The sequence below is a fragment of the Syntrophaceae bacterium genome (assembly GCA_013177825.1).
Classification (GTDB): Bacteria; Desulfobacterota; Syntrophia; order Syntrophales; family PHBD01; genus PHBD01.
The window spans coordinates 1,080,281-1,101,543 of record JABLXX010000001.1; the positions used below are offsets into that span (position 1 = coordinate 1,080,281).

At 59.1% G+C, this 21,263-nt stretch carries 15 protein-coding genes; 11 read left to right on the forward strand and 4 right to left on the reverse strand.

Annotated elements, in window-relative coordinates; translation table 11 throughout:
- Positions 1-41: 41 nt before the first annotated feature.
- Positions 42-1,994, reverse strand: a complete 1,953-nt coding sequence (locus tag HPY65_04795; protein ID NPU83786.1) for a PAS domain S-box protein — start codon at positions 1,992-1,994, stop codon at positions 42-44.
- A gap of 449 nt (positions 1,995-2,443) precedes the next feature.
- Between HPY65_04795 and HPY65_04800 the strand changes: the two genes are divergently transcribed.
- Positions 2,444-2,983 carry a MucR family transcriptional regulator gene (locus tag HPY65_04800; GenBank protein NPU83787.1) on the forward strand — a complete coding sequence of 180 codons (540 nt, stop codon included), beginning with the start codon at positions 2,444-2,446 and terminating at the stop codon, positions 2,981-2,983.
- A 76-nt stretch (positions 2,984-3,059) separates the two neighbouring features.
- On the opposite strand, the gene HPY65_04805 is transcribed toward HPY65_04800, so the two are convergent.
- Positions 3,060-4,898 (reverse strand): tetratricopeptide repeat protein, encoded by a 1,839-nt coding sequence (locus tag HPY65_04805; protein NPU83788.1) that lies wholly within the window; start codon positions 4,896-4,898, stop codon positions 3,060-3,062.
- Between the two features lie 485 nt (positions 4,899-5,383).
- On the opposite strand from HPY65_04805, the gene HPY65_04810 reads away from it, so the two are divergent.
- The 4 genes from HPY65_04810 (at position 5,384) to HPY65_04825 (ending at position 11,416) form a co-directional block, all read left to right on the forward strand.
- Positions 5,384-7,264, forward strand: a complete 1,881-nt coding sequence (locus HPY65_04810; GenBank protein ID NPU83789.1) for a TonB-dependent receptor — start codon at positions 5,384-5,386, stop codon at positions 7,262-7,264.
- A gap of 12 nt (positions 7,265-7,276) precedes the next feature.
- Positions 7,277-7,825, forward strand: a complete 549-nt coding sequence (locus HPY65_04815; protein NPU83790.1) for a YfiR family protein — start codon at positions 7,277-7,279, stop codon at positions 7,823-7,825.
- A gap of 28 nt (positions 7,826-7,853) precedes the next feature.
- Positions 7,854-10,268, forward strand: coding sequence for a PAS domain S-box protein (locus HPY65_04820; GenBank protein NPU83791.1), 2,415 nt, complete (start codon positions 7,854-7,856; stop codon positions 10,266-10,268).
- Positions 10,269-10,594: 326 nt separating this feature from the next.
- Positions 10,595-11,416 carry a methyltransferase domain-containing protein gene (locus HPY65_04825; GenBank protein ID NPU83792.1) on the forward strand — a complete coding sequence of 274 codons (822 nt, stop codon included), beginning with the start codon at positions 10,595-10,597 and terminating at the stop codon, positions 11,414-11,416.
- Positions 11,417-11,420: 4 nt separating this feature from the next.
- On the opposite strand, the gene HPY65_04830 is transcribed toward HPY65_04825, so the two are convergent.
- Both HPY65_04830 and HPY65_04835 read right to left on the reverse strand, forming a co-directional pair.
- Positions 11,421-13,703 (reverse strand): PAS domain S-box protein, encoded by a 2,283-nt coding sequence (locus HPY65_04830; protein ID NPU83793.1) that lies wholly within the window; start codon positions 13,701-13,703, stop codon positions 11,421-11,423.
- Positions 13,700-15,820, reverse strand: coding sequence for a PilZ domain-containing protein (locus tag HPY65_04835; protein ID NPU83794.1), 2,121 nt, complete (start codon positions 15,818-15,820; stop codon positions 13,700-13,702). The genes HPY65_04830 and HPY65_04835 overlap by 4 nt, the downstream gene beginning before the upstream one ends.
- Positions 15,821-16,232: 412 nt before the next feature.
- On the opposite strand from HPY65_04835, the gene HPY65_04840 reads away from it, so the two are divergent.
- The 6 genes from HPY65_04840 (at position 16,233) to HPY65_04865 (ending at position 21,151) form a co-directional block, all read left to right on the forward strand.
- Positions 16,233-16,871, forward strand: coding sequence for a hydrolase (locus HPY65_04840; protein NPU83795.1), 639 nt, complete (start codon positions 16,233-16,235; stop codon positions 16,869-16,871).
- 154 nt (positions 16,872-17,025) lie between these two features.
- Entirely contained in the window at positions 17,026-17,484 is a 459-nt protein-coding gene (locus tag HPY65_04845; protein ID NPU83796.1) for an OsmC family protein, read from the forward strand.
- An 82-nt stretch (positions 17,485-17,566) separates the two neighbouring features.
- Entirely contained in the window at positions 17,567-18,331 is a 765-nt protein-coding gene (locus tag HPY65_04850) for an ATP-binding cassette domain-containing protein (protein ID NPU83797.1), read from the forward strand.
- Positions 18,312-19,232, forward strand: coding sequence for a SufD family Fe-S cluster assembly protein (locus tag HPY65_04855; protein NPU83798.1), 921 nt, complete (start codon positions 18,312-18,314; stop codon positions 19,230-19,232). The genes HPY65_04850 and HPY65_04855 overlap by 20 nt, the downstream gene beginning before the upstream one ends.
- A 43-nt stretch (positions 19,233-19,275) precedes the next feature.
- On the forward strand, positions 19,276-20,340 hold the full coding sequence (gene rfbB / locus HPY65_04860) for a dTDP-glucose 4,6-dehydratase (protein NPU83799.1): 1,065 nt from the start codon (positions 19,276-19,278) through the stop codon (positions 20,338-20,340).
- Between the two features lie 19 nt (positions 20,341-20,359).
- The gene (locus HPY65_04865; GenBank protein NPU83800.1) at positions 20,360-21,151 is read left to right on the forward strand and encodes an SDR family oxidoreductase; all 792 of its coding nucleotides are present in this window, start codon (positions 20,360-20,362) and stop codon (positions 21,149-21,151) included.
- The last annotated feature ends 112 nt before the right edge of the window (positions 21,152-21,263 follow it).

Sequence of the window (21,263 nt, forward strand, 5' to 3'; positions counted from 1 at the left end):
ATGCTTCCGGGCATCTTCCGTAATTGCAGCGGATGTGGGGATCAGTCCAGGCTGTATCCCTTTTCGCGAAACAGCCTGACACAGGCGGAGACCACGTCCGGATCGTAACGAAGCCCTTGGTTTCCTGAAATCTCCTCCATGGCGACTTCGATTCCCAGCGCCGGCCGGTATGGCCGGTGGGAGGCCATCGATTCGACGACATCGGCGACGGCAAGGATCCGGGCCTCGATCAGGATGCTTTCCCCGGTTATGCCATGCGGGTATCCCGACCCGTCCATCCGCTCATGGTGCTGGAGGATCACTTCCGCCACCGGCCAGGGAAAGTCGATATCCTTGAGGATTTCATGCCCAGTCTCCGGGTGGATCTGGATCAGCCTGAACTCGATGGCGGAGAGCTTGGTCGGCTTGCTGAGGATCTCCGCCGGGACGGAGATCTTCCCAATGTCGTGAATGGTGGCCGCTATGCGGATGAAATCGATCTGGTCCGCCGGAAGGCCCATCTCCGTCGCAATCGCCCGGGCCAGATCGGCTGTCCTTTTCTGGTGGCCCGCCGTGTAAGGATCCCGGGCTTCCACGGCGATGGAAATGGCCTGAACCGTTGCCGCCAGGCCCCTCCTCAGCCTGTCCGTTGCCGCCTCCCGTTCCATCTCCAGTTGCTTTCGCTCGGTGATGTCCACGCAGGTGCCCACCATGCGGACGGGATGGCCGGATGCGTCATAGGTGATGGTCGCCCGGATCGACATCCACCGGACGTCGCCGTTTTTATGGACGATCCGGTAGTCCGCCTCCATCTCCTTTCGGCCCTCTCGGATGCTTCGCTTTACAACGGACTCGGCTTCCTCCCGATCCTCCGGGTGAATCAGCGGGAGCCATTCATAGCCGCGATGCTCACGCTGCTCCGGTTCCATTCCGTAGAGAATCTCCAGCTGCGACGTCCAGATTTCTTTCCCGCTCACCATGTCCCAGTCGAAAACGCCGACCTTCCCTGCGGACTGGGCCAGATCCAGCCGGTCCTGCTGCCGGCGAAGGATCTGCTCCGTCCGTTTGCGTTCGGTGACATCGATGAGAAAATTGAGGGAGGCGGGGACGCCCTCCCAGGGGATGGCCTTCGAATGGATTTCCAGCCACAGTTCGGCTCCGGACGCCGTAATGGCCCGGAAATCGTATCCCGTTTCGACCTCTTCGCCTCCGAGTCTCCGGAGATGACGATCCAGGACCTTCCGGCGGTCTTCGGGATGGATGAACGAAACGAAAGGCCTGTTTTTGATGACCTCCTCCGGATATCCGAGGGCGTTGACAAGCGATGGATTGACGAACTGAACCTTCTCGTCCTGGGCGATCAGGATGCCCTCCACGGCGTTTTCGAAGAGGAATCGGTACTTCTCTTCGTTTTTCCGAAGCATGTCCTCCGCCTGTTCCCGTTTCAGCCGGTTGACCATCAGAACACCCAGGAACGTCGTCCCCAGCGGGAAGACGGCAAGAACGGGCAGAGTGAGATTGGAAAGCGCCCGCAGGGCGGACTCCCAGGGAAGCGTCAGCATCAGGGACAGCATGGCCAGGTGGATAACAAGGCCGAACAGGTAAATCTCGCGCCACGACATCCCGTCCAGAGAGCCTCGACGCAGGTGCCGCCATGCAATCCCGATCGTTCCGGTCGTGACGATCACGCTGACACCCGTCAGGACGCCCGGTCCCCCCTGATGAATGCGAAACAGTGCGGTCATCGCCATGGCAATCACGGTGGGGATGAGACCGAAGAAAAGACCCGATATGCCCAGGAGTACGGAGCGCGTATCGAAAATAATGCCCGGCATGAACGTCCACGACGTCAGCATGACGGTGATGCCGATCACTCCGATGACAAAGCCGACGGGCAGCTGATGGAGCGATGTCCGGCCCTTGGTCCAGCGGGTCGCGCTCACATCGAAGATAAAAGCGACCGCCAGCAGGAGAGCTGCATTGTGAATCAGGCCAAGAAAGGGAATGTCGGTCATCGGGTGTCTCCTGATTTGTTCTTCATCCCGTTCGTGACGGTTCAATCAGATGTGAAAGAGAATAATATGTCGCAATTTATTCTGTATCCCCGAATCATGATCCCAAGTTCCCGATGTTGAAAAAGCTGCCAAGAAAATATCGTTTTGTCCAACAAATAATTCCACCGTCCACTATCAAGATCCATGCTCTTCCGTGAATGACATGTCCGTTTCCGGTTGCCGATACATTGGAAAAACCTGGATCCGTTCACTGACAATAATAATGGAATCACCGGAAACCATAAAAGGAGACATCAAATAAATCATGAATATAGGAAGAAAAATAATAACGTACGCATACTGAATATTCATTTATAAGAAATTGCGTAAAAAGGAATATTGACAGTCCGTGTAAAGCATGTAAGATAAAACAAAAAAATCCTATTCCAAAGAAGGAGGATTCAATCAAGATGGCCAATCCACTCGTCGAACTAACAGCGGAAATTGTTATTTCCCATGCATCCAGTGCGGCTTTGACAAAAGAAGAGCTTCTGGAAACAATAAAGGAAGTCTATTCAACCCTCGAAGCGCTGGAAAAAGGCGTTCCGGCCGGGGGTGCCGAAGCAAAGCCGACAGCGGGAGTAAAAGCAAAGAGAGGACGACCGAGGACCAAAGTTATGGCGGAGAAGCCGGCAAAGCAGGAAAAACCGGCGGAACCCGTGAAACCGCTTGTTCCCGAAGGACCGGTGTTGTCGTTTGAAGAGGCGTTTCAGCCGGACGAGGTGGGCTGCATGATCTGCGGCAAGAGAGGCATGAAGACCCTGAAAAAGCATCTCTCGGCCGAACATGGGCTGAAACCCGGCCAGTACAAGAGAAGGTTCAAGATTCCCAAGGATGTGGATCTGGTGGCCCCGAAGTATGCCGCAGCAAGGCGCCAGATGGCCATCGACAGGGGGCTTCCGGAAAAGCTGGCGGCCGCCAGGGCCTTGCGGAAAAAGAAGGCCGAATAGACGGCTGGATTCAAGAAGATCGTTTGTCCGGGAAAGGCGCAGGGAACTGCGCCTTTCCTGCATTTCAGGGTCTGTCTTACCGGCTGTGCACCGTTTCCGCTTCCATGGCAAGCAAGTTCTTCCTTGCTTCCCGATGGTTCGGATTCAGTTGAAGCACCCGCCTGAACGAAGCCATCGCTTCCGGCTTTTTCCCTTTCATCGCCTGGGCAACGCCCAGGTTGTTCCACGCATCGGAATTGTTCGGTCGCATGGATACGGACCGCTCCAGATGCGGGAGCCCCTCGTCGATCCGTCCCAGTTTCACGAGGGCGATCCCCAGATTGTAATGGGCGTCGACGAAGGAGGGATCGATCCGCAGGGCGATCCGGTAGTGGCGCAGTGCATCTTCCTTTTTTCCCCCGGCGATGAGGCTGTTGGCGAGATTGCTGTGGGCCGAGGCCAGGTCCGGATGGATCTCCAGGGCCTTCCGGTACTGTGCTCCCGCCTCCTCATAAGCGCCCGTCGCCATCAGCGTGTTCCCGAGGTTGTTGTAGCCTGCGGCGTAGTGCGGCCTGATGGCCAGAGCCTTCCGGATGGCTGCGATGGATGCTTCATGGTCGCCTCGTTCCCTCAGGGACGTACCCAGGCTGTTATAGGCAAGCCAGTTGTCCGGTACAGCCCGTAGGGCTTGCGAAAACAGGGCCCGGTCATTTTGCCAGGCCTCCACCTGGCGAGCCGACAGAAGTGCCGGAGCCAGGATCAGGGCTGCAGAAAGGAACATCCGAAGCGGCCGCCGGAGACGCAGTGCCGCCGCGAGATCCGCGCCTCCCCAGGCAAGAATGATGAAGATGCCGATCAGGGGGATATAGGTATAGCGGTCCGCCATGGCCTGGGAGCCGATATGCACCAGTCCGATGACCGGAACAAGGGTGCCCAGGTACCAGAGCCAGCCCAGGGCCAGGTATGGATAACGCCGCCTTCCGATCAGGACGCCAAGACTGATGGCGACAAGGAGAAAACCATAGGACAGGATTTCAAGCACGGGCCAGGCAGCCGGAAGCGGATAAAAGACAGAGAGGTCCGTTGGCCAGAGAGTTTTGACAAGGTAGCTGCCGTACGAGACGATTGCATTGGCCAGCCTGGCATCAAATCCATACGTATCGACAGGAACCAGGGCGCCGGCCTTTCCCTGGCTGTACACGGCCGCCGCGCTTGCCGCTGCGGCAAGCAGGATCAGGGGCAGCTTCTCCAGGACGAGAACGGAAAAGGCGGCTCTTTTCCACGGAGACGATTCCACAGGGGGCAAGTCTTTGCCGATGACCCTGTGAAGCGGGTAGAAATCGAGCAGGACCAGGAGGAAAGGCAGCGTCACGATCATCGCTTTCGAGGCCAGGCCCAGGAGAAAGAGGCTGCAGACCGCGAGGTAGCGGCCAATGCCGGGCTTTCTCGCGTACCAGAGATAGGACCCCATCGTCAGCATCCAGAACAATCCGCACAGGACGTCCTTTCGCTCGGCGATCCAGGCGACGGACTCAACGTGGAGGGGGTGGATCCCGAACAGGGCGGCCGCCAAGGCGCTTTTCCGAAGGGAACCCGTCATGGCCGAGAGCACGAGAAACAGCAGTGCCGTCGCCAGGGCGTGGATCAACATGTTCGTGCGGTGAAAGCCGCCCGGAGAAGGGCCGTACAGGCTGTAATCGACGAACAGGGAAAGCCATGTCACGGGATGCCACATTCCTCCGTCCGTCGCCGTAAGCATCCACTTCAGAGATTTTGCGGTGAGGCCTTCCGTGAGGCAGTCGTTGTCCTGAACGTAGAGATTGTCGTCGTAGTTGACGAAATCATAACGCTGCAAGGGCCAGAACACGGCCAGCACAAGCAGGACGAGGGCGGCGCAGATGACAATTTTCTTCGTTCGGGTGTCCGGCCGTTTCATCTCGCCCTCCGGGGGAGGGAAACAGGACTTTTGACAATGGGAGGCGAAGTCATTTCAATCATGATTCGAGCTGGGCGTTTCGAACTTTACGGTCGGGACTGCGGTTTGGAGAGCCGGCAACGCCGCATTCTGTATCACAGGTCGGGTCGGAATGCCTTCATTAGTCATTTGCTGACCGGGCCGTCCGCCCGGGACAGCGTCCCATACCATTGTTCCGGAGGAGTCGTTCTTCCCGGATGGTATCATTTTTGCGTTGAATCCATCAGAGCCATTGAAACCATAGAGACAAGTCGTCGGAAAAGAGAGGGAGGCCGCACTGTATGGAGAAACAATCAAGTGACGGTAAAACGCCGAATTGCAATGTTAATCCGATTGGTTGCGTCCTTATGCTTCTATTCATGGTCCTCTGCACGATTCCTGCCCGGGCAGGCCAACAGATTGACAGTGCAAACATCGATTTGACGGCCAGGAGCCTTACCGAACTCATGAACATCGAAGTGGATACGGTGTACGGGGCGTCGCGGTTCGAACAGAAAGTCACCCGGGCTCCGGCGTCCGTCTCCATCATCACGGCGGACGACATCCGGCATTACGGCTACCGCACCCTGGCGGACATCCTTTCCGGCGTCCGGGATTTCTACATAAGCAATGATCGGAATTACAGCTATATAGGCAGCAGGGGTTTCTCCCGCCCGGGGGACTACAACAGCCGGTTTCTGCTGATGATCGACGGCCACCGCCTCAACGACAGCATCTACGAGCAGGCGGCGATCGGATCGGATTTTCCCCTGGATGTGGACCTGATCGATCGGGTGGAGGTCATCCGCGGTGCCAGTTCATCCCTGTACGGAACAAACGCTTTTCTCGGGGTCATCCATGTCCTGACGAAAAAGGGCGGGCGGGTGGGCGGCGTGGAGCTGTCCGGCGAAACGGGATCGCAGTACACCTTCAAGGGCAGGCTTACCTATGGCGGGCGTTTCGAGGACCGGAACACGGAAGTCCTGTTCTCGGCGACGAAGTATCGCAGCAAAGGGAACCGGGAGCTGTTCTATCCCGAGTTCAACAGTCCGGAAACCTCGTATGGAACCGTGCAGGGCGGAGACGGGGAGGCATATGGAAACGCTTTTCTGAACCTGTCGAATGGATTCTTGAATCTACAGGGGGCGTTCTTGAGCAGGGAAAAGGACATCCCGACAGCGGCCTGGGGAACGGTTTTCAACCAGGCGGGGACGAAATCCATCGACGACAGGGGGTATGCCGATCTTCGTTTCGACCGGACCTTCGACAACGGGCTCGGTGTCCTGGCCCGTCTTTATTATGACCATTATCGTTATGACGGGGATTATGTGTTTCCGTACCTCCTGAACAGGGACCAGGCGATCGGCCAGTCCTGGGGTGGGGAACTGAAAGCCACCAAAGTGCTCTTCGATCGTCACCGGCTGGTCGCAGGTGTGGAATACACGGATTATTTCCGGCAGGATCAGTTGAACTGGGACGAGAATCCAAGGATCGAGTACCTCAACGACCAGCGGTCAACGTACCAGTGGGCGGCGTACCTGCAGGGTGAAGTCACGCTCCTTCCGGAACTGATTCTAAATCTGGGTGTCCGTTACGATCATTACGGCACCTTCGGCGACACGGTGAATCCGCGGCTGGCGCTGATTTACGCCCTTCGGGAAACGACACACCTCAAACTCCTGTACGGCGAGTCTTTCCGGGCGCCGAGCGTCTATGAGCTGTATTACAGCGACGGCAATGTGGCATCGAAGGCCAATCCTGATCTCCAACCGGAGAAGATCGCCTCCTATGAGTTCGTCCTGGAACAGTATTTCCCCAGGGATATCAAGATGACGGGCTCGCTGTTCCGGAACACCATCCGGAACCTGATTGTGCTCCAGACGGATCCGTCGGACGGTCTGCTGGTTTTTCGGAACGTGGACAAAATGGAGACGGCGGGGATCGGCCTGGAGTTTGAAAAGCGCTGGAGCAGCGGAATCCGGGGGCGCATCGCCTACACCTACCAGGAGTCCGAAAACAAACTGGATGGAACGGTCCCGGTCGCATCCCCGAGACACCTGGCCAAGATGCGAGTACTGATTCCATTCCTCGACGAGCGGCTGACGCTGTCGCTGGAAGAACAATACGTGGACAGCCGCCGGACGATCGGCGGGACCGACGCGGCCCCTTACTTCCTGACGAACGTCACCCTTCTGGGCAGGGGTTGGATCCCGGGCCTGGAGGGGTCGGTCAGCGTGTATAACGTCTTCGACAAGCGATACGAAGACCCGGCCTCCCAGGAGCACGTGCAGAATACGATCACCCGGGACGGACGTGAATTCAGGTTCAAACTGACGTATCGCTTCTGAACGGGAATGGCCATGTCCGGAAATCGCTCATCCAGGCTCATCGTCTTCATGCTGATCGCAGGGATCGTCCTGGGGTTTCCGGCCACAGCTCTTTCCGAAGACAAGCCCGTCCGCGAATATGATCTCAAGGCGGCATTCCTGTATAATCTTCTGAAGTTCGTCAACTGGCCCGATGAAATCCAGTGCGGTTCCCACCTGGTCATCGGGATTTTCGGCGATGATCCTTTCGGTGCCTCCATGGAGGTCCTGAAGGACAAGATGATCGGCAGGCGCCTCATCGTCATCCGCAAGGGACGCAGCCTCCAGGCGCTGAAGCGCTGCGATGTCCTGTTCGTTTCCCGGTCCGAGTCGGATAGGGTCGAAAGGGTCGTGCGTTCCGCCCTTCCGATGCATACCCTGGTCGTCGGGGACTCGGCCGGGTTTGCGGAACGGGGCGTCATGATCAACTTTTTCCTTCATGAACGGAAGCTTCGTTTTGAAATCAATGTGGATGCGGTCCGACGCGCGGGATTGACGGTCAGTTCCCAGGTTCTGAGGCTGGGACGGGTGGTCCAGGAGTAGCGGCTCCTTGCAAAGAGGGATATACACCATGCCTTTCGAACGATTCAAATCGATGCCCATCCGGAGGAAGCTGGTCTCCATCGGCCTCATCACAATGGCCGTCGCCGTCGGCATCATGTCCCTTTTTCTGCTGGTCCGAGAGATTGTCACGTTCCGGACAACGTTCCTCGAGCATCTTACGGCGCAGGCCGATATGGCCGGTTACAGCATCAAGGCCGCCCTGGTATTCGATGTTCACAAGGATGCGGAGGAGGCGATCGCCGCCCTCGGGCTGGACAGGAACATTCTGTCCGTGGCCGTTTACGACAGGCAGGGAAAGATTTTCGTCACATACAACAGAGATGTGTCGAAGGCATCGTTTGATCTGCCGGGAGAACCAAAGGAAACCTTTGACTGGCTCGGAGGATTTGTCCAGATCGTCGAGCCCGTTGTCGTGGACGGCGAGCCGGTGGGATCGATCCTGATCCGGTCGAGTCTGGGCCCGTTTTTTAGCCGGCTGGTCGGCTACATTGTCATGAGCTTGATTGCAATGCTCATTGCGATGGCCATCGGCTTCGGTCTGGCGACCCGGCTCGGCAATCTGATCGCCCGGCCGATCCTGGAGATCACGGATGTCATGCAACGTGTTGCGAGCAGGAAGGATTTTCGCTTGCGCGTGGAGTCCGATTCCCGTGACGAAATCGGATTTCTCGCCGGGAACCTGAACGAGATGCTGTCACAGATCCAAATGCGGGACGAGGAACTGGAGGAGCATCGCCATAATCTGGAGAGGCTGGTCCGGCTGCGGACCGACGCCCTGGAGAAGGCGAACCGGCGCCTCACGGCGGAGCTGCAGCACCGCAAGCTCGCGGAGGAAGAACATCTTCGGCTGGCAACGGCCATCGAGCAGTCGGCGGAAGGGATCTATCTGGCGGATCCCAACTGGATCATCCTCTATACGAATCCTGCCTTTGACAGGATGCTCGGCTACAAACCGGGAGAACTGCTCGGCTGGCATACACGGCTTCTGAAGAGCGGCATGCACGACAGGGACTTCTACAGGAACATCCGGGAGACCATGGCCCGGGGAGAGATATGGACGGGGAGGGCGTTCAACAAACGAAAGGACGGATCCATCGTCCCCATTGAAGCCACCCTGTCTCCGGTCCGGGACGGGACGGGGCGCATCATCAACTATGTCAGCAGCCATCGTGACATCACCCTCCAGCTGGAGGCGGAAGAGGTGCGCATGGCCCTGCAGGACCGCCTGCAGCGCGCCGAAAAGATGGAGGCGCTGGGAACGCTGGCCGGCGGAGTGGCCCACGATCTCAACAACGTCATCGGCGTCCTGGTCGGGTATTCGGAACTGCTTCTCATCAAGAGCCCGGAGAACAGCCCGCTCAAGGCTTACGCAGCGCAGATCCTGCAGGGTGGACAGCGGGCGGCGGCCATCATCCAGGACCTCCTGACCCTGGCGAGGAGAGGGGTGACGGTCTCGGAAGTGCTGAATATCAATCACGTCATAACCGATTTCATGAAGTCTCCGGAGCAGGAGAATATCCGGTCTTATAACGCGGGCGTCCGGTTCGACGTCCACCTGGACCAGGGGCTTCTGAACATCAGGGGCTCCAGGATCCACCTGACCAAGACCGTGATGAACCTGCTTCTGAATGCCGTCGAGTCCATACCGGGGGACGGGCGGGTGACGATCCGGACGGAGAACGTCTATCTTGACACGCCCCTTCCCGGTTACGAGAGCACGAAAGAGGGCGAGTATGCGGTCCTCACGGTGGCCGATTCGGGGATCGGAATTTCACAGGATAACCTGGAGCGGATTTTCGAGCCCTTCTACACGAAGAAAGTCATGGGCAGAAGCGGCACCGGCCTGGGGCTGGCCGTCGTATGGGGCACCGTCAAGGATCATGACGGGTATATCCATGTGCAGAGCGAGGAGGGTTTGGGGACGACCTTTGCACTGTACTTCCCCCTGTGCCGGGAATCTCTGCCGGAACAGCAGGAAGCCGTTTCCCGGAAAGAATACGAGGGTCGGGGGGAACGCATCCTGGTGGTCGATGACGTCGAAGGCCAGCGCAATCTTGCCGTTTCCATGCTCGACGGCCTTGGCTATACGGTTCATGCCGTGGCCAGCGGTGAAGAGGCGGTTCTGCACCTCAAAGCGAATCCGGCCGACCTCGTGGTGCTGGACATGATCATGGATCCGGGATGGGACGGCCTGGAAACCTACCGGGAGATCGTCAAGATCTATCCCCGCCAGAAAGCGATCATCGTCAGCGGATACGCCCTGACGGAGCGAGTGCGGGAAGCCCAGGCACTGGGTGCCGGCGCTTACATCCGCAAGCCCTATGTCATGGAGCAGATCGGGCTGGCCGTTCGCGGGGAGCTGCGGCAACCCGGTGAGAGGCGGCAGACGCCGGTCCGGCCGGGCGAAGGATCCGCATCGTGAGGACGCCGATTTCCGGTGATGCTCCTATTCTCTATTTATCCACGTTTTTTTAACCGATATGGTTTCGGATTCCTGCCGCGTATGTACTATTGAGTGTTGCCGGCCTTCGAAACATGATAGAGAAAATGCCGGACACACCCGCCTTTGATTTTATGAAGGTTCCCTTTGCATTCGAGACTGTGTGGATAGATGTGGTCGGGGTGCTGCAGACCGTCAACTGTTCGCAAGCCTCCCGTTGATCCGGCGGATTCGGCAGCGTTACAGGGATAAAGAAGAAACCGACTGAGCGGCCCCCGCGTTCCGGGACCGCGGAAAGACAGGCAGAAATGGAGAGACAGGGATTCTATCTGATGGACAATGAGGAGGAAACGGTCCGCCTGGAGGTCAAAACGGACCCGGATGCCGTTCGCGAGGAAGCCCGCTGGTGCGGCGTGAAACCGGGTATGCGCATCATGGATGCCGGGTGCGGACCGGGCCTCACGAGTTTTCTTCTTCTGGAGATGGCCCGGCCCGGAGGAGAAGTGATGGGCGTCGATTACATGGGCCCGAGGATTCAGGACGCGCGGGAGAAATACGGTCGCCAGCCCGGGATCGGGTTCCTTCTGCACGATTTAAGGAATCCCCTGCCCCCGATGGAGTCCTTCGACCTGATCTGGGTCCGTTTTGTCCTGGAATACAATCTGCGGGAAAGCCTCGATATCGTGCGGAACCTCACCGCCTGCCTGAAACCCGACGGGCTCCTCTGTCTCATGGATCTGGACTACAACTGCCTGAGCCACTACCCTCTGCCGGGGCCCATGGAAGCCGCCCTGCAGGAGGGAATGCAACTGTTCCAGAAGGACCTGAATTTCGATCCCTATGCCGGCCGCAAACTCTATTCCTATCTTTACGACCTTGGGTACCGGGACGTTGCGGTCCGCATGAAGGCCCATCACCTGATTTACGGGGACGTCCGGCCCTCGGACCTCTTCAACTGGACGAAAAAACTGGAGGTTGCCGCCGTGCAGGTCCAGGGTGCCTTTGACGCCTATCCCGGCGGATTCGAGGGATTCTTTACGGATTTCAAGGCGTTCTTCAACGATCCCCGGCGGTTCACATACACGCCCCTGATTCTCTGCAAAGGGCGGAAACCCTCCGCGGGTGCATGATTTTTTACTTGAGGACAAAAGACTTCTCCCGGAAGAGACGCAGGCAGGCGTCCGCGACTTCCGGGTCGTAATACGTCCCGCGGTTCGCGACGATTTCGTCGAGAGCCTTTTCGATGCCCAGAGCCGGTCGGTAGGGGCGGTGGTTCATCATTGCCTCCACCACGTCGGCCACCGCCAGGATTCTTGCCTCCAGGAGAATTTCATTCCCGGAGAGCATTCCCGGATAGCCGGAGCCGTCAAACCGTTCGTGATGCTGGTGGACGATTTGAGCCACCGGGTGATGGAACTCGATGTTCCGGAGAACCCGGAAGCCGACGTCCGGATGGGTCTGGATAAGGCTCATCTCGATGGCGCTGAGCCGGCCCGGTTTGCTCAGGATCTCCGCGGGAATCTGCATCTTGCCGATATCGTGGATCAGGGCCGCCATCTGGAGCCCCTGGATCCGTTCGTCCGAGAGACCCATTTCTTCCGCTATCGCCGCCGACAGTTCCCGAACGTGGCGCTGATGGCCGGCCGTGTAGGGATCCCTGGATTCGACAATGTCCGAGATGGCCTTGATCGTGCTTTGCAGGGCCGCCTGCAGCGTTGCATGGCTCTTCTCGAGGGCCGTCATGTCTTTCATCGTCCCCACGATTCCCGTCAGCTGCCCCGAGGAGTCCGCGTTGGGACAGGCGCTGATGCTGAAAAGCCGTTCCGACCCGTCCCGGCCGATGATGCGCGCCATTTCGCTCTTCACCGTTTCCCCTTTTTCCCGGATTCTCCTGAAAATCCTGGAATAAGAAGAAACTTCCTCCGTGCTCACAAAATCGGAGAAGGATTTCCCCACCACTTCCCCGATTTTGTGTCCAAGCAGGGTTTCCCAGGCCGGATTCACGTAGGTATAGGTCCCTTCCGAGTCCAGGGTGTAGATGATGTCGGGGGCGTTTTCACCGAGGGTCCGGAAGCGTTCCTCGCTTTCCCGGATTTTTTCAATATCCCGAACCCGGTTGATGCTGATGCCGATCTGCGGGGCGATCCCCTGGAGCAGATTCAGGTCGCTCTGGCTCATGGTGCGCTGGGAACGAAAGTTATCCACCGCCAGGATCCCCTCCGCACGGCCTTCATACAGGATGGGCACGCAGGCGAAGGCCTTGACGCCCATGAAGCGAGCGTATTCATAGCTCTTGGCGGAGAGTTCGGGGCGGATCTGCTCGACGTTGTCGACGAGGAACGGCTTCTGTTCCTTGAAGGAAACAATGAAGGGGCCTTTCGAGCCGGGCTTGTCCAGATGGAAGGCCGTATTTCTCAGGAACCACGACTCATCGGTGTTGTAGCCATATCCGTCGGCGTACAGGAGCCTCGTCCTTTCCGGATTTGCCAGAAGCACAAGACCTCGGTCGAAGTCCAGGAGCCTTTCCATGGAGTTCATGACGGAACGGAGAAGATCCTTCGTGTTGAGGATGCTGGCGGTCGCCTGCCCGATTTCGTTTACCAGGAGTGTATTGTTGTAGCTCGTGTTGATCCGGTCCAGAAGTTCCCCGGTTCGCTCTCCCTTTTTCTTGAGAGCCGTTTCGACTTCCGTTTTTTCCACCCGCTCCAGGCCCAGGGACAGCAGGGATACGATGGTGATGGCCGAGAGGGTGAATACAACCCATTCGGTTTCTTCCATGAAGAAGAAAAGAACCGCCGCCAGTGCCGCCCCGACGAGAAGAGATGCATTCCGCAGCTGTTTCCACAGATGGCTGGGGGAAACCTCCCAGGAGACGACGTAACGGCAGGCATCCCCTCCCTTGTGGACGCAGGTATCATGGTCGATCTGGGCGAATTTGTCGGTGAACAGCCGGCCGATGGCCTCCAGGGTGCCGAGCCGGTTGTCGCACTGGTAAGGCTTTTCGATGACCCCCGGCTTGAGTCTGACCGTGATCTCGATCTGCTGCTTTCCCAGGTTTTTCGTGGAGACAAGACAGGCCCGGGAGGCCCGGGTGAAGATCCTGCTGAGCATCCGGTAGGCGATGGATGGATTCACGAAACTCAATGCATACTGCTGAACGTCCCCGGCCGCGGCGGAGAGAGCGGAAAAACGGCCGGCCTCCCGGGATATGTCGGGATCCGGGATCGCCATGGTGATGGCCTCGTGGAAGCGATCCACCTGATTCTGGGTGAACCAGTGCCCGCCGTCCTCGATCTGATAAGGGGTCATTCCCGCATATTCAAGGAGGGCGTGGACGTCCACCGCAGGATGGTGCTTTTTGAGGTACTCCACATAATTCTTGGTGATTCTGCTATTGTAAAGCGCATCCGTTTTCATCTCTGTATCATTTTCTGGGCCCACTGAAGCAGCGCCAGAAGCGGCTTGCTTCGTTGAATCTTGCGTTCCATGTAGTCGATGAAGGCGCGTCCGTACTGGACGTCCATGATCCACAAGGCATATTGCTTGTCCTGCTTGATTCCCTGCTCCGCCGGATAGGATGCCGGGTAGATCAGGACCGGCACCTTGGGGATGTCGTATACCTCGGTCAGCTGTCCGACGGCGGCCCGGAGAACGTTCCAGGGTGTGCCGGCCGGATCCAGCATGAAAACCTTGAAACCGTTGAGCAACTCCGACAGGTTCAATCCCAGGTCCGATTCGTTCCTCCAGAGGGCGGCCTTCATCTGCCCGTCGTAGAGGAGCGCGTGCGTCGAGATGCGTCGCATCATCCCGTTTCTCCGGTAGATCTCCTCGACCGAGGGGTCCTTCTCTCCGGGCGAGGCGTTCAGCACATCCATCAGCAGTCCTCCGGAGGAGTGACGGTAGAAGCTCTCCAGGCTCCTCCGCAGGGCGGGAGACAGCGCTTCCAGCGTCCATCCCGGGGGAAGGCCGCCCAGGCTTTCGTCGTGCGTGGGAAATTCGATGAAGGCGAAGATATCCTGGGAGCAGGCCCGGGGTTCTTTCATGGCCTTGGCAAAGTCCCCCACCATATTCGGGAAACGGTTCTCCGGCCGGAAGTAGAAAGTGAGATGGTCCATCCTTACAGAGGGGAGCCGATGGATGCCCTCGAAGTAATTGACGATCAGTTTGAGCATGGCCAAGGCCACCCGGAGAGACCCCTTGCGCCTCGCCGCCAGGTGATGGACCATCCATGACCGTTCATAGGCCTTGACCATCGAAAGGTGACCGTAGATGACGCCGTCCTCCTGGTAGAGGAAATGCTCGGCGATTTCCGGATGATCGCAGTAGAGCTTCCTGTATGTCTCCTTGAACTGCTCACGATATTCCTGGATCATCCGGTACTTCTTCGGGTAAAGAAATCCGGTCTGGAACAGGAAGCTCCACAGGGCCTCCAGGTCCGGTTCGTGGGAGACGAAGAGGTGCGAATCCGTCATGTTGGTCAGGATGTGGCTCAACCGCTTGTATTCCTGTATGTCCATGTCCAGGAAGGCCAGCCCGCACAGCACCCGGGATCCTTTTACGTGACGGTAGGCAATCCTTGCCCGGGGAGTAATGACGGCTCCGCCGGGAAAGTGGATCTGCACCTGGGGCAGGACCATTCCCTGGAGGAGAACCGCGTCGTCCGCACGCTCGAAGACGGAAAAACCCGTCAGGGAAAGATCGTGAATATCCCGCTGGATCCGTTCTCCCGACAGGGGGTGCTGGAATGTGATGTACGCCGAGGGCTTCATTTGGTGGCGGAAGCTTCGTTTCGGCTTTGTCCGGGTGCGGGGCGGCGGTTCCTCCATGGCTGTCAGAACCATTTCCCGGGACCGGGTTCCCGACGTATGCCGAATGCACCGGCAGGAACCGGAATAAACGATGTCGCCGTTGATGGATAGACGGGTCAGGATCGGCCGGTCCGGATGAAACCAGTGAAAGGAATCCGGAGACTCCGTCCGGGCCAGGATGCGGAAGGCCTGAGCGCTGAAATCAAGGAGATTCCCCCGGGCGGTGAAGCCGGCCTGGGTGATCTCGGCGGCGATTTCCACCGGAGCCCGGTGCCGCCGGGCGCAACGCTTCCCGATGGCGAGGCCCTTTTCAGGGATTTGAATGGTAAAATGCCCGTCGGCGGATATGACCTCCGAGACGGGGACCAGGATGACGGACTGACCGTCGGGGATGAGGAGGTTGAGGAGCCGGAGATGCTCGTTCCCGGAAGGGGGATCGCCCTGCCATCGGCAGGTGACGACCCGGTCCTGGCAGCATTCCGGAAAGGCGTCCGCCAGGAAATCCTCTCCGTACCGGTCGTCCCGAAGATGAACCTGCAGGGGGGCGCCCTTGAAATGATGCAAGTTGATGATGTTGATCAACTGGTTGGCGGAAAGTTTTTCGGTGGAACGCTTTCGTTGCAGGAACTCGTTGCGGAAAATCCAGGACGACAGGGAAACCGCGCTCCGATGGCCGGTTTCCACCGGGTTTTTCTCACTGGGATGATCGACTGTCGTTTCGATCACGGGTTTTGATGGCTCCTGTTGAAGAGCGGTTTGTCAGAAAAAACATCTGCAGGGGGCTCCGCTGTGACCGGAATCCACAATCATGCTATGCCTATAGGAACAGCACCTGGAATGCAAGTAAAAATAAGGGGAAAACGAAAAGAAACGTGCAGGACCGCGATGAAACGTGGAGTTACTTATGCCATCTGTTGTGAGGATGCATCAAGTCTGATAATACACGGCCGGAGGTTACGGTATGACGTCTCGCAGCCGCTTTCAGAACATCCTTGTCCGGAAATCCTTTGCTGCCATCGTTCTGGTTCTGCTGTTTATCCCGGGTGTGCTGACCGGTTGCGGGACCCGAAGGGGAATGACGTACCGGGAACCGCCCGCCGCCAAACCGGCTAGGCCCGTCCACAGGGAGCTGGCCCGGATGGGATTCACCATTCAGGCCGGGGCGTTCGCCCGCGTGGAGAACGCCGTCCGGCTGACGGAAGGCCTCCGGCGCCAGGGTCTCGATGCGACGTATTTCAAGGCCCGGGAAGGGCTCTACAAGGTCCGCTTCGGGAATTTTAAGACCCGGGAGGCAGCCCGCGACCGCGCTGAACTGCTGAAGCGTTCGGGTGTGATCGAGGAGTTCTATGTCGTTGCCCCCGAGGATTACACGGTGGCCAGGAGACAGGCCCTGGGGGACGCCTACCTGCGGGAAGAGCTTGTGAATACGGCCTCGAGTTTCATCGGGGTTCCGTACCTGTGGGGAGGGACCTCGTCCGATACAGGGTTCGACTGCAGCGGACTCGCCATGACGGTTTACCAGCTCAACGGACTGGATCTCCCCCGGTCCTCGCGTGAACAGTTCGAGGACGGCAACGCGGTGGCGCTGGAAGATCTCCAGAAGGGGGACCTGGTTTTCTTTGCCACTTCCGGAAACGGCAAAGTGTCCCATGTCGGGATATATGCCGGGGAGGATGTGTTCATCCACGCCCCCGGCAAGGGGAAAACGATCCGCCGCGAGTCCCTGGCAAGGGATTATTACCGCAAGCGGTTTCTCGGCGGCCGGTCATACCTGTAGCCGGCGGCCGTTTTCACCGGCATGGGATTATGGTTCCACCGGGGTCGCCCGACCGGCGGCGCCAGTATTCTGTCCGAGTGGCATCTCAGAACGGCAAGGACCAACGCCTGATCCGGCTTTACTGTTTGATTCAGCGACAAAGGAAGGAGAGACGATGGCGATACATCCATTTCGGGCCGAGTCGGTCCTGGGAGAAGGGATGGCGGTTGAGAACGCCGCGCGGGGCTTTACCGTGACGGCGGACGAGCCGAAGACGATGAGAGGGACCGACACGGGCATGAACCCGGTGGAGATGCTCCTGTGTGCCCTGGGATCCTGCCTGTGCATCACGGCGCGGTATCTGGCCCGTCCCTCCGGGATCGACCTTCAGGAGTTCCGCGTCTCCATGGAGGGGTCCCTGGACCCGGACGGATTCATCCGCGGAAAGGAAGGCGTGCGTTCGGGGTATCAGGAAATCCGCTTGAATATGACCATCCGCTCGTCTTCTCCCCGGGATAAGGTCGAGACCTTCCTGGATCTTGTCAAGGCCCGCTGTCCCGTCAGCGACAGCCTGCTGCAGGGGGTACCGATCCGTACAGGGGGGGAAATCCTCGAAGGGGAAATTTCCCGTTGACAGAGCGGCCGAATTCCATCATAGGCTCACCGGTGTCCGGATTCGCAAACAGGTCCGGAACAAGAAAACAGGGGAAAATGCTATGCTGGAACTGAAAAACGTTGTCTTTTCCGTGGAAGACGGTCCCAACGAAAATGGAGGGAACGGCGGCATCCGCCGCATCATCGACGGGATCGATTATACATTCCAAAAAGGGAAATTCTACGCCATCACCGGTCCCAACGGGAGCGGAAAAACGACGCTGGCGAAACTCATCATGGGCATCAATCCCGTAACGGACGGCTCCATCCTGTTCGACGGGAAGAACATCACCGGCTGCTCCATCACGGACCGTGCAAAGGCCGGGATATCTTACAGCTTTCAGCAGCCCGCCCGATTCAAGGGGATCACCTTCCGGGACCTTCTGTCCATCGCCTCCGGTACGGACGAGGAAATCCAGCTCCTGGCCCTGCTGCGACGCGTGGGAATCTGTTCCCTGTCGTTCCTGGACAAGCCGGTGGACTCCAAGCTCTCCGGCGGGGAAATCAAAAAGATCGAACTGGCCACGACGATTGCCCGGAACCCGAAGGTGGCCATTTACGACGAGCCCGATACGGGGATCGACCTGTGGACCATCGGACCGATGGTGAACCTCCTCAAGCGCGAGCAGGCGGAGCATGGAACGACCACGCTGGTGGTGAGTCACAACCGGGCCTTCCTGGAGGTTGCCGACGTGGTCCTCATCATCAACGGCGGCCGCTTCGCCTATGAGGGGGACCTGAAGGGAGCGCTTCCCCTCCTGAGCGACATGAGTATCTGCAATTACAAGGCATGCGTGAGAATCGACGATGTTGGATGTTTTCGATAAAGATTTGCTGAAGACGGTGGCGGACCTGGAGGGGCTTCCGAAGGGGGCCTACAACATCCGGAAGAACGGGCGGCTGCTGGCCCGGGAAGTCTCGGCCAACATCCAGATCGAGAGCCTCGAGGACAATCGGGGCATCGTCGTCACCATCAAGCCCGGAACGGTGAACGAGTCGGTTCATATCCCCGTGATCCTCAGCCAGGCGGGCCTGAACGATGTTGTCTACAACCGCTTCATCATCGGCGAGAAGTCCGACGTGACGATCATCGCCGGCTGCGGGATCCATTGCGGCGGGCCCGACCCGGAGGGCCACGAGGGGCTCCACGAGTTCCAGGTGGGACGGAAGGCCAGGGTCCGCTACGTGGAGAAGCATTATGCCACCGGCCCCGGCCGGGGAAAGCGGTCGCTGAATCCGTCGACCCGGATGGTGCTGGCCGAAGGGGCCCATGCGGAGATGGAACTCACGCAGATCGGCGGCGTCGACGAGGCGAACCGCGTCAATGATGCCGTGCTGGGACCCGGCAGCGTGCTTCTGGTGACCGAACGGGTCATGACGGAGGGGAGCCAGCGGGCCGTCTCGCGGAATTCCCTGATTTTGGAAGGGGACGACAGCCGGGCGAACCTCGTTTCGCGATCCGTCATCAAGGACGATTCAGTGCAGGACTTCTTCGCTACCCTGGAGGCGAGGGCCCGGTGCTTCGGCCACATCGAATGCGACGCCATCCTCATCGGCAACGGCCGGAACGAGACGATTCCTTCCCTGAAGGCCTTTCATCCGGAGGCGGAGCTGACCCACGAGGCCTCCATCGGCAAGATCGCCAACGATCAGCTCATGAAGCTCATGAGCCTGGGATTGAGTTACGAAGAGGCCGTCAACCGCATCATCCAGGGGTTCCTGCGCTGATCTTCCGATCGCCGGCACCGGCGGCAACATGAAAGGATTGTCTATGGCTTTCGAAAATCTCCTGGTCACGGGAGGATGCGGATTCATCGGAAGCAACTTCATCCGCTTTCTCCTGGAACGGAAGGATTTTACCGGCCGCATCGTCAACGTCGACAAGCTCACCTATGCGGGCAACCCGGACAATCTGGCGGGGGTCGCGGAACAATACCCCGGCCGCTATGTCTTCGAGCACGGCGATGTCTGCGACGCAGCGCGCCTGGAGGAGCTCTTCGACCGGTACGGTATCGATGCTGTCTGCCATTTCGCCGCCGAGTCGCATGTGGACCGGTCCATCCGCCGTCCCGAGAGTTTCATCCATACGAACATCCTGGGGACCTTCCAGCTCCTGGAGCGGGCCAAGGCCCGCGGGTCTTCGTTCCGGCTCTTTCATCACGTAAGCACCGATGAAGTCTACGGCAGCCTCGGCCCGAAGGGGCTCTTCACCGAGGACATGCCCTATCGTCCCAACAGTCCCTACTCGGCATCGAAGGCCGCCTCGGACCACCTGGTCCGGGCTTATTCCGAGACCTTCGGCCTTCCCGCGACGATCTCCAACTGCTCCAACAACTACGGCCCCTACCAGTTCCCGGAGAAGCTGATCCCCCTGATGGTCCTCAACGGCCTGGAGGGCAAGGCCCTTCCGGTTTACGGCGACGGCCGGAACGTCCGGGACTGGCTGTACGTGGAGGACCACTGCGAGGCCATCTGGCTGATCATGCGGGAGGGGAGGCGGGGGGAGACGTACAACATCGGCGGTAACGCGGAAATGGAGAACATCGCCATCGTCCGCCTGATCTGCGCCCTCCTCGACGAACTGGCGCCGGCGGAAGGAGGGGGATCCCGGGAGCGGCTGATCTCGTATGTCGCGGACCGTCCGGGCCACGACCGCCGCTACGCCATCGATTTTTCAAAACTGGCCCGGGAACTCGGCTGGCAGCCCCGCCAGTCCTTCGCGGAGGGACTGCGAAAGACGGTGGCCTGGTACCTGGGGAACCAGCCGTGGATCGAAGGGATCCGGACCGGCGCATACCGGTCCTGGATCGAGGAGCATTACGGGAAAGAAGCCTGACGGCGGAAAGGAGACAGCCATGGATTTAGGATTGAAGAACCGGGTGGCCGCTGTGGCCGGAGGAAGCATGGGCCTGGGGCTTGCGGTGGCGAAGGCACTGGGACGGGAAGGCGCCCGCCTGGCCATCGGCGCCCTCGACGACCCCGCCCTGCCGGCGGCGGCGGAAGAAATCCGCAAGGAGACGGGAGCCGAAGTCCTGGCCGTGGCGGCGGACGTGTCCGATCCCGAACAGGCGAAGGCTTTTGTCAGCAAGACCGTCGAACGTTACGGCACGCTGGACATCCTCGTGAACAACGCCGGGGGACCGCCGTCGGTGCCCTTCCTGGAGATCGACGACGGGATGTGGGAGCGGGGCTTCCACCTGAACCTGCTGTCCACCATCATCATGACCCGGGAGGCCATCCCGGTCATGAAGGAGAAGCGGTGGGGACGCGTCATCAACATGACCTCCATCTCCGTGAAGCAGCCCATCGACGGCCTGATCCTGTCGAACACGATCCGCTCCGGCGTCATCGGCCTGGCCAAGTCCCTCTCCAACGAGCTGGCGCCGTTCAACGTCACGGTGAACAGCGTCTGTCCCGGCTATACGCTGACGGAGCGCGTCCGGAGCCTTTCCCGGACCGTCGCCGAAAAAACCGGCACGACACCCGAGGCGGTCATCGCCAAGTGGGAGGCGGACATCCCCATGAAGCGGCTGGGGACGCCGGAGGAGTTCGCGGCCCTGGTGGCCTTCCTGGCCTCCGAGTCCGCCGGCTACATCACCGGTGCGGCCATCCAGATCGACGGGGGATGGTACAAGGGGGTCATGTAGGGAATTCAAACAGAAGGGGCGGATTTGAAATCCGCCCCCAGGCAAACAAGAAAGGGGGGCAGATTTTAATCTGCCCCCCTTTCTTGTCGGGTTCAAGCAGGGATTTTACGGT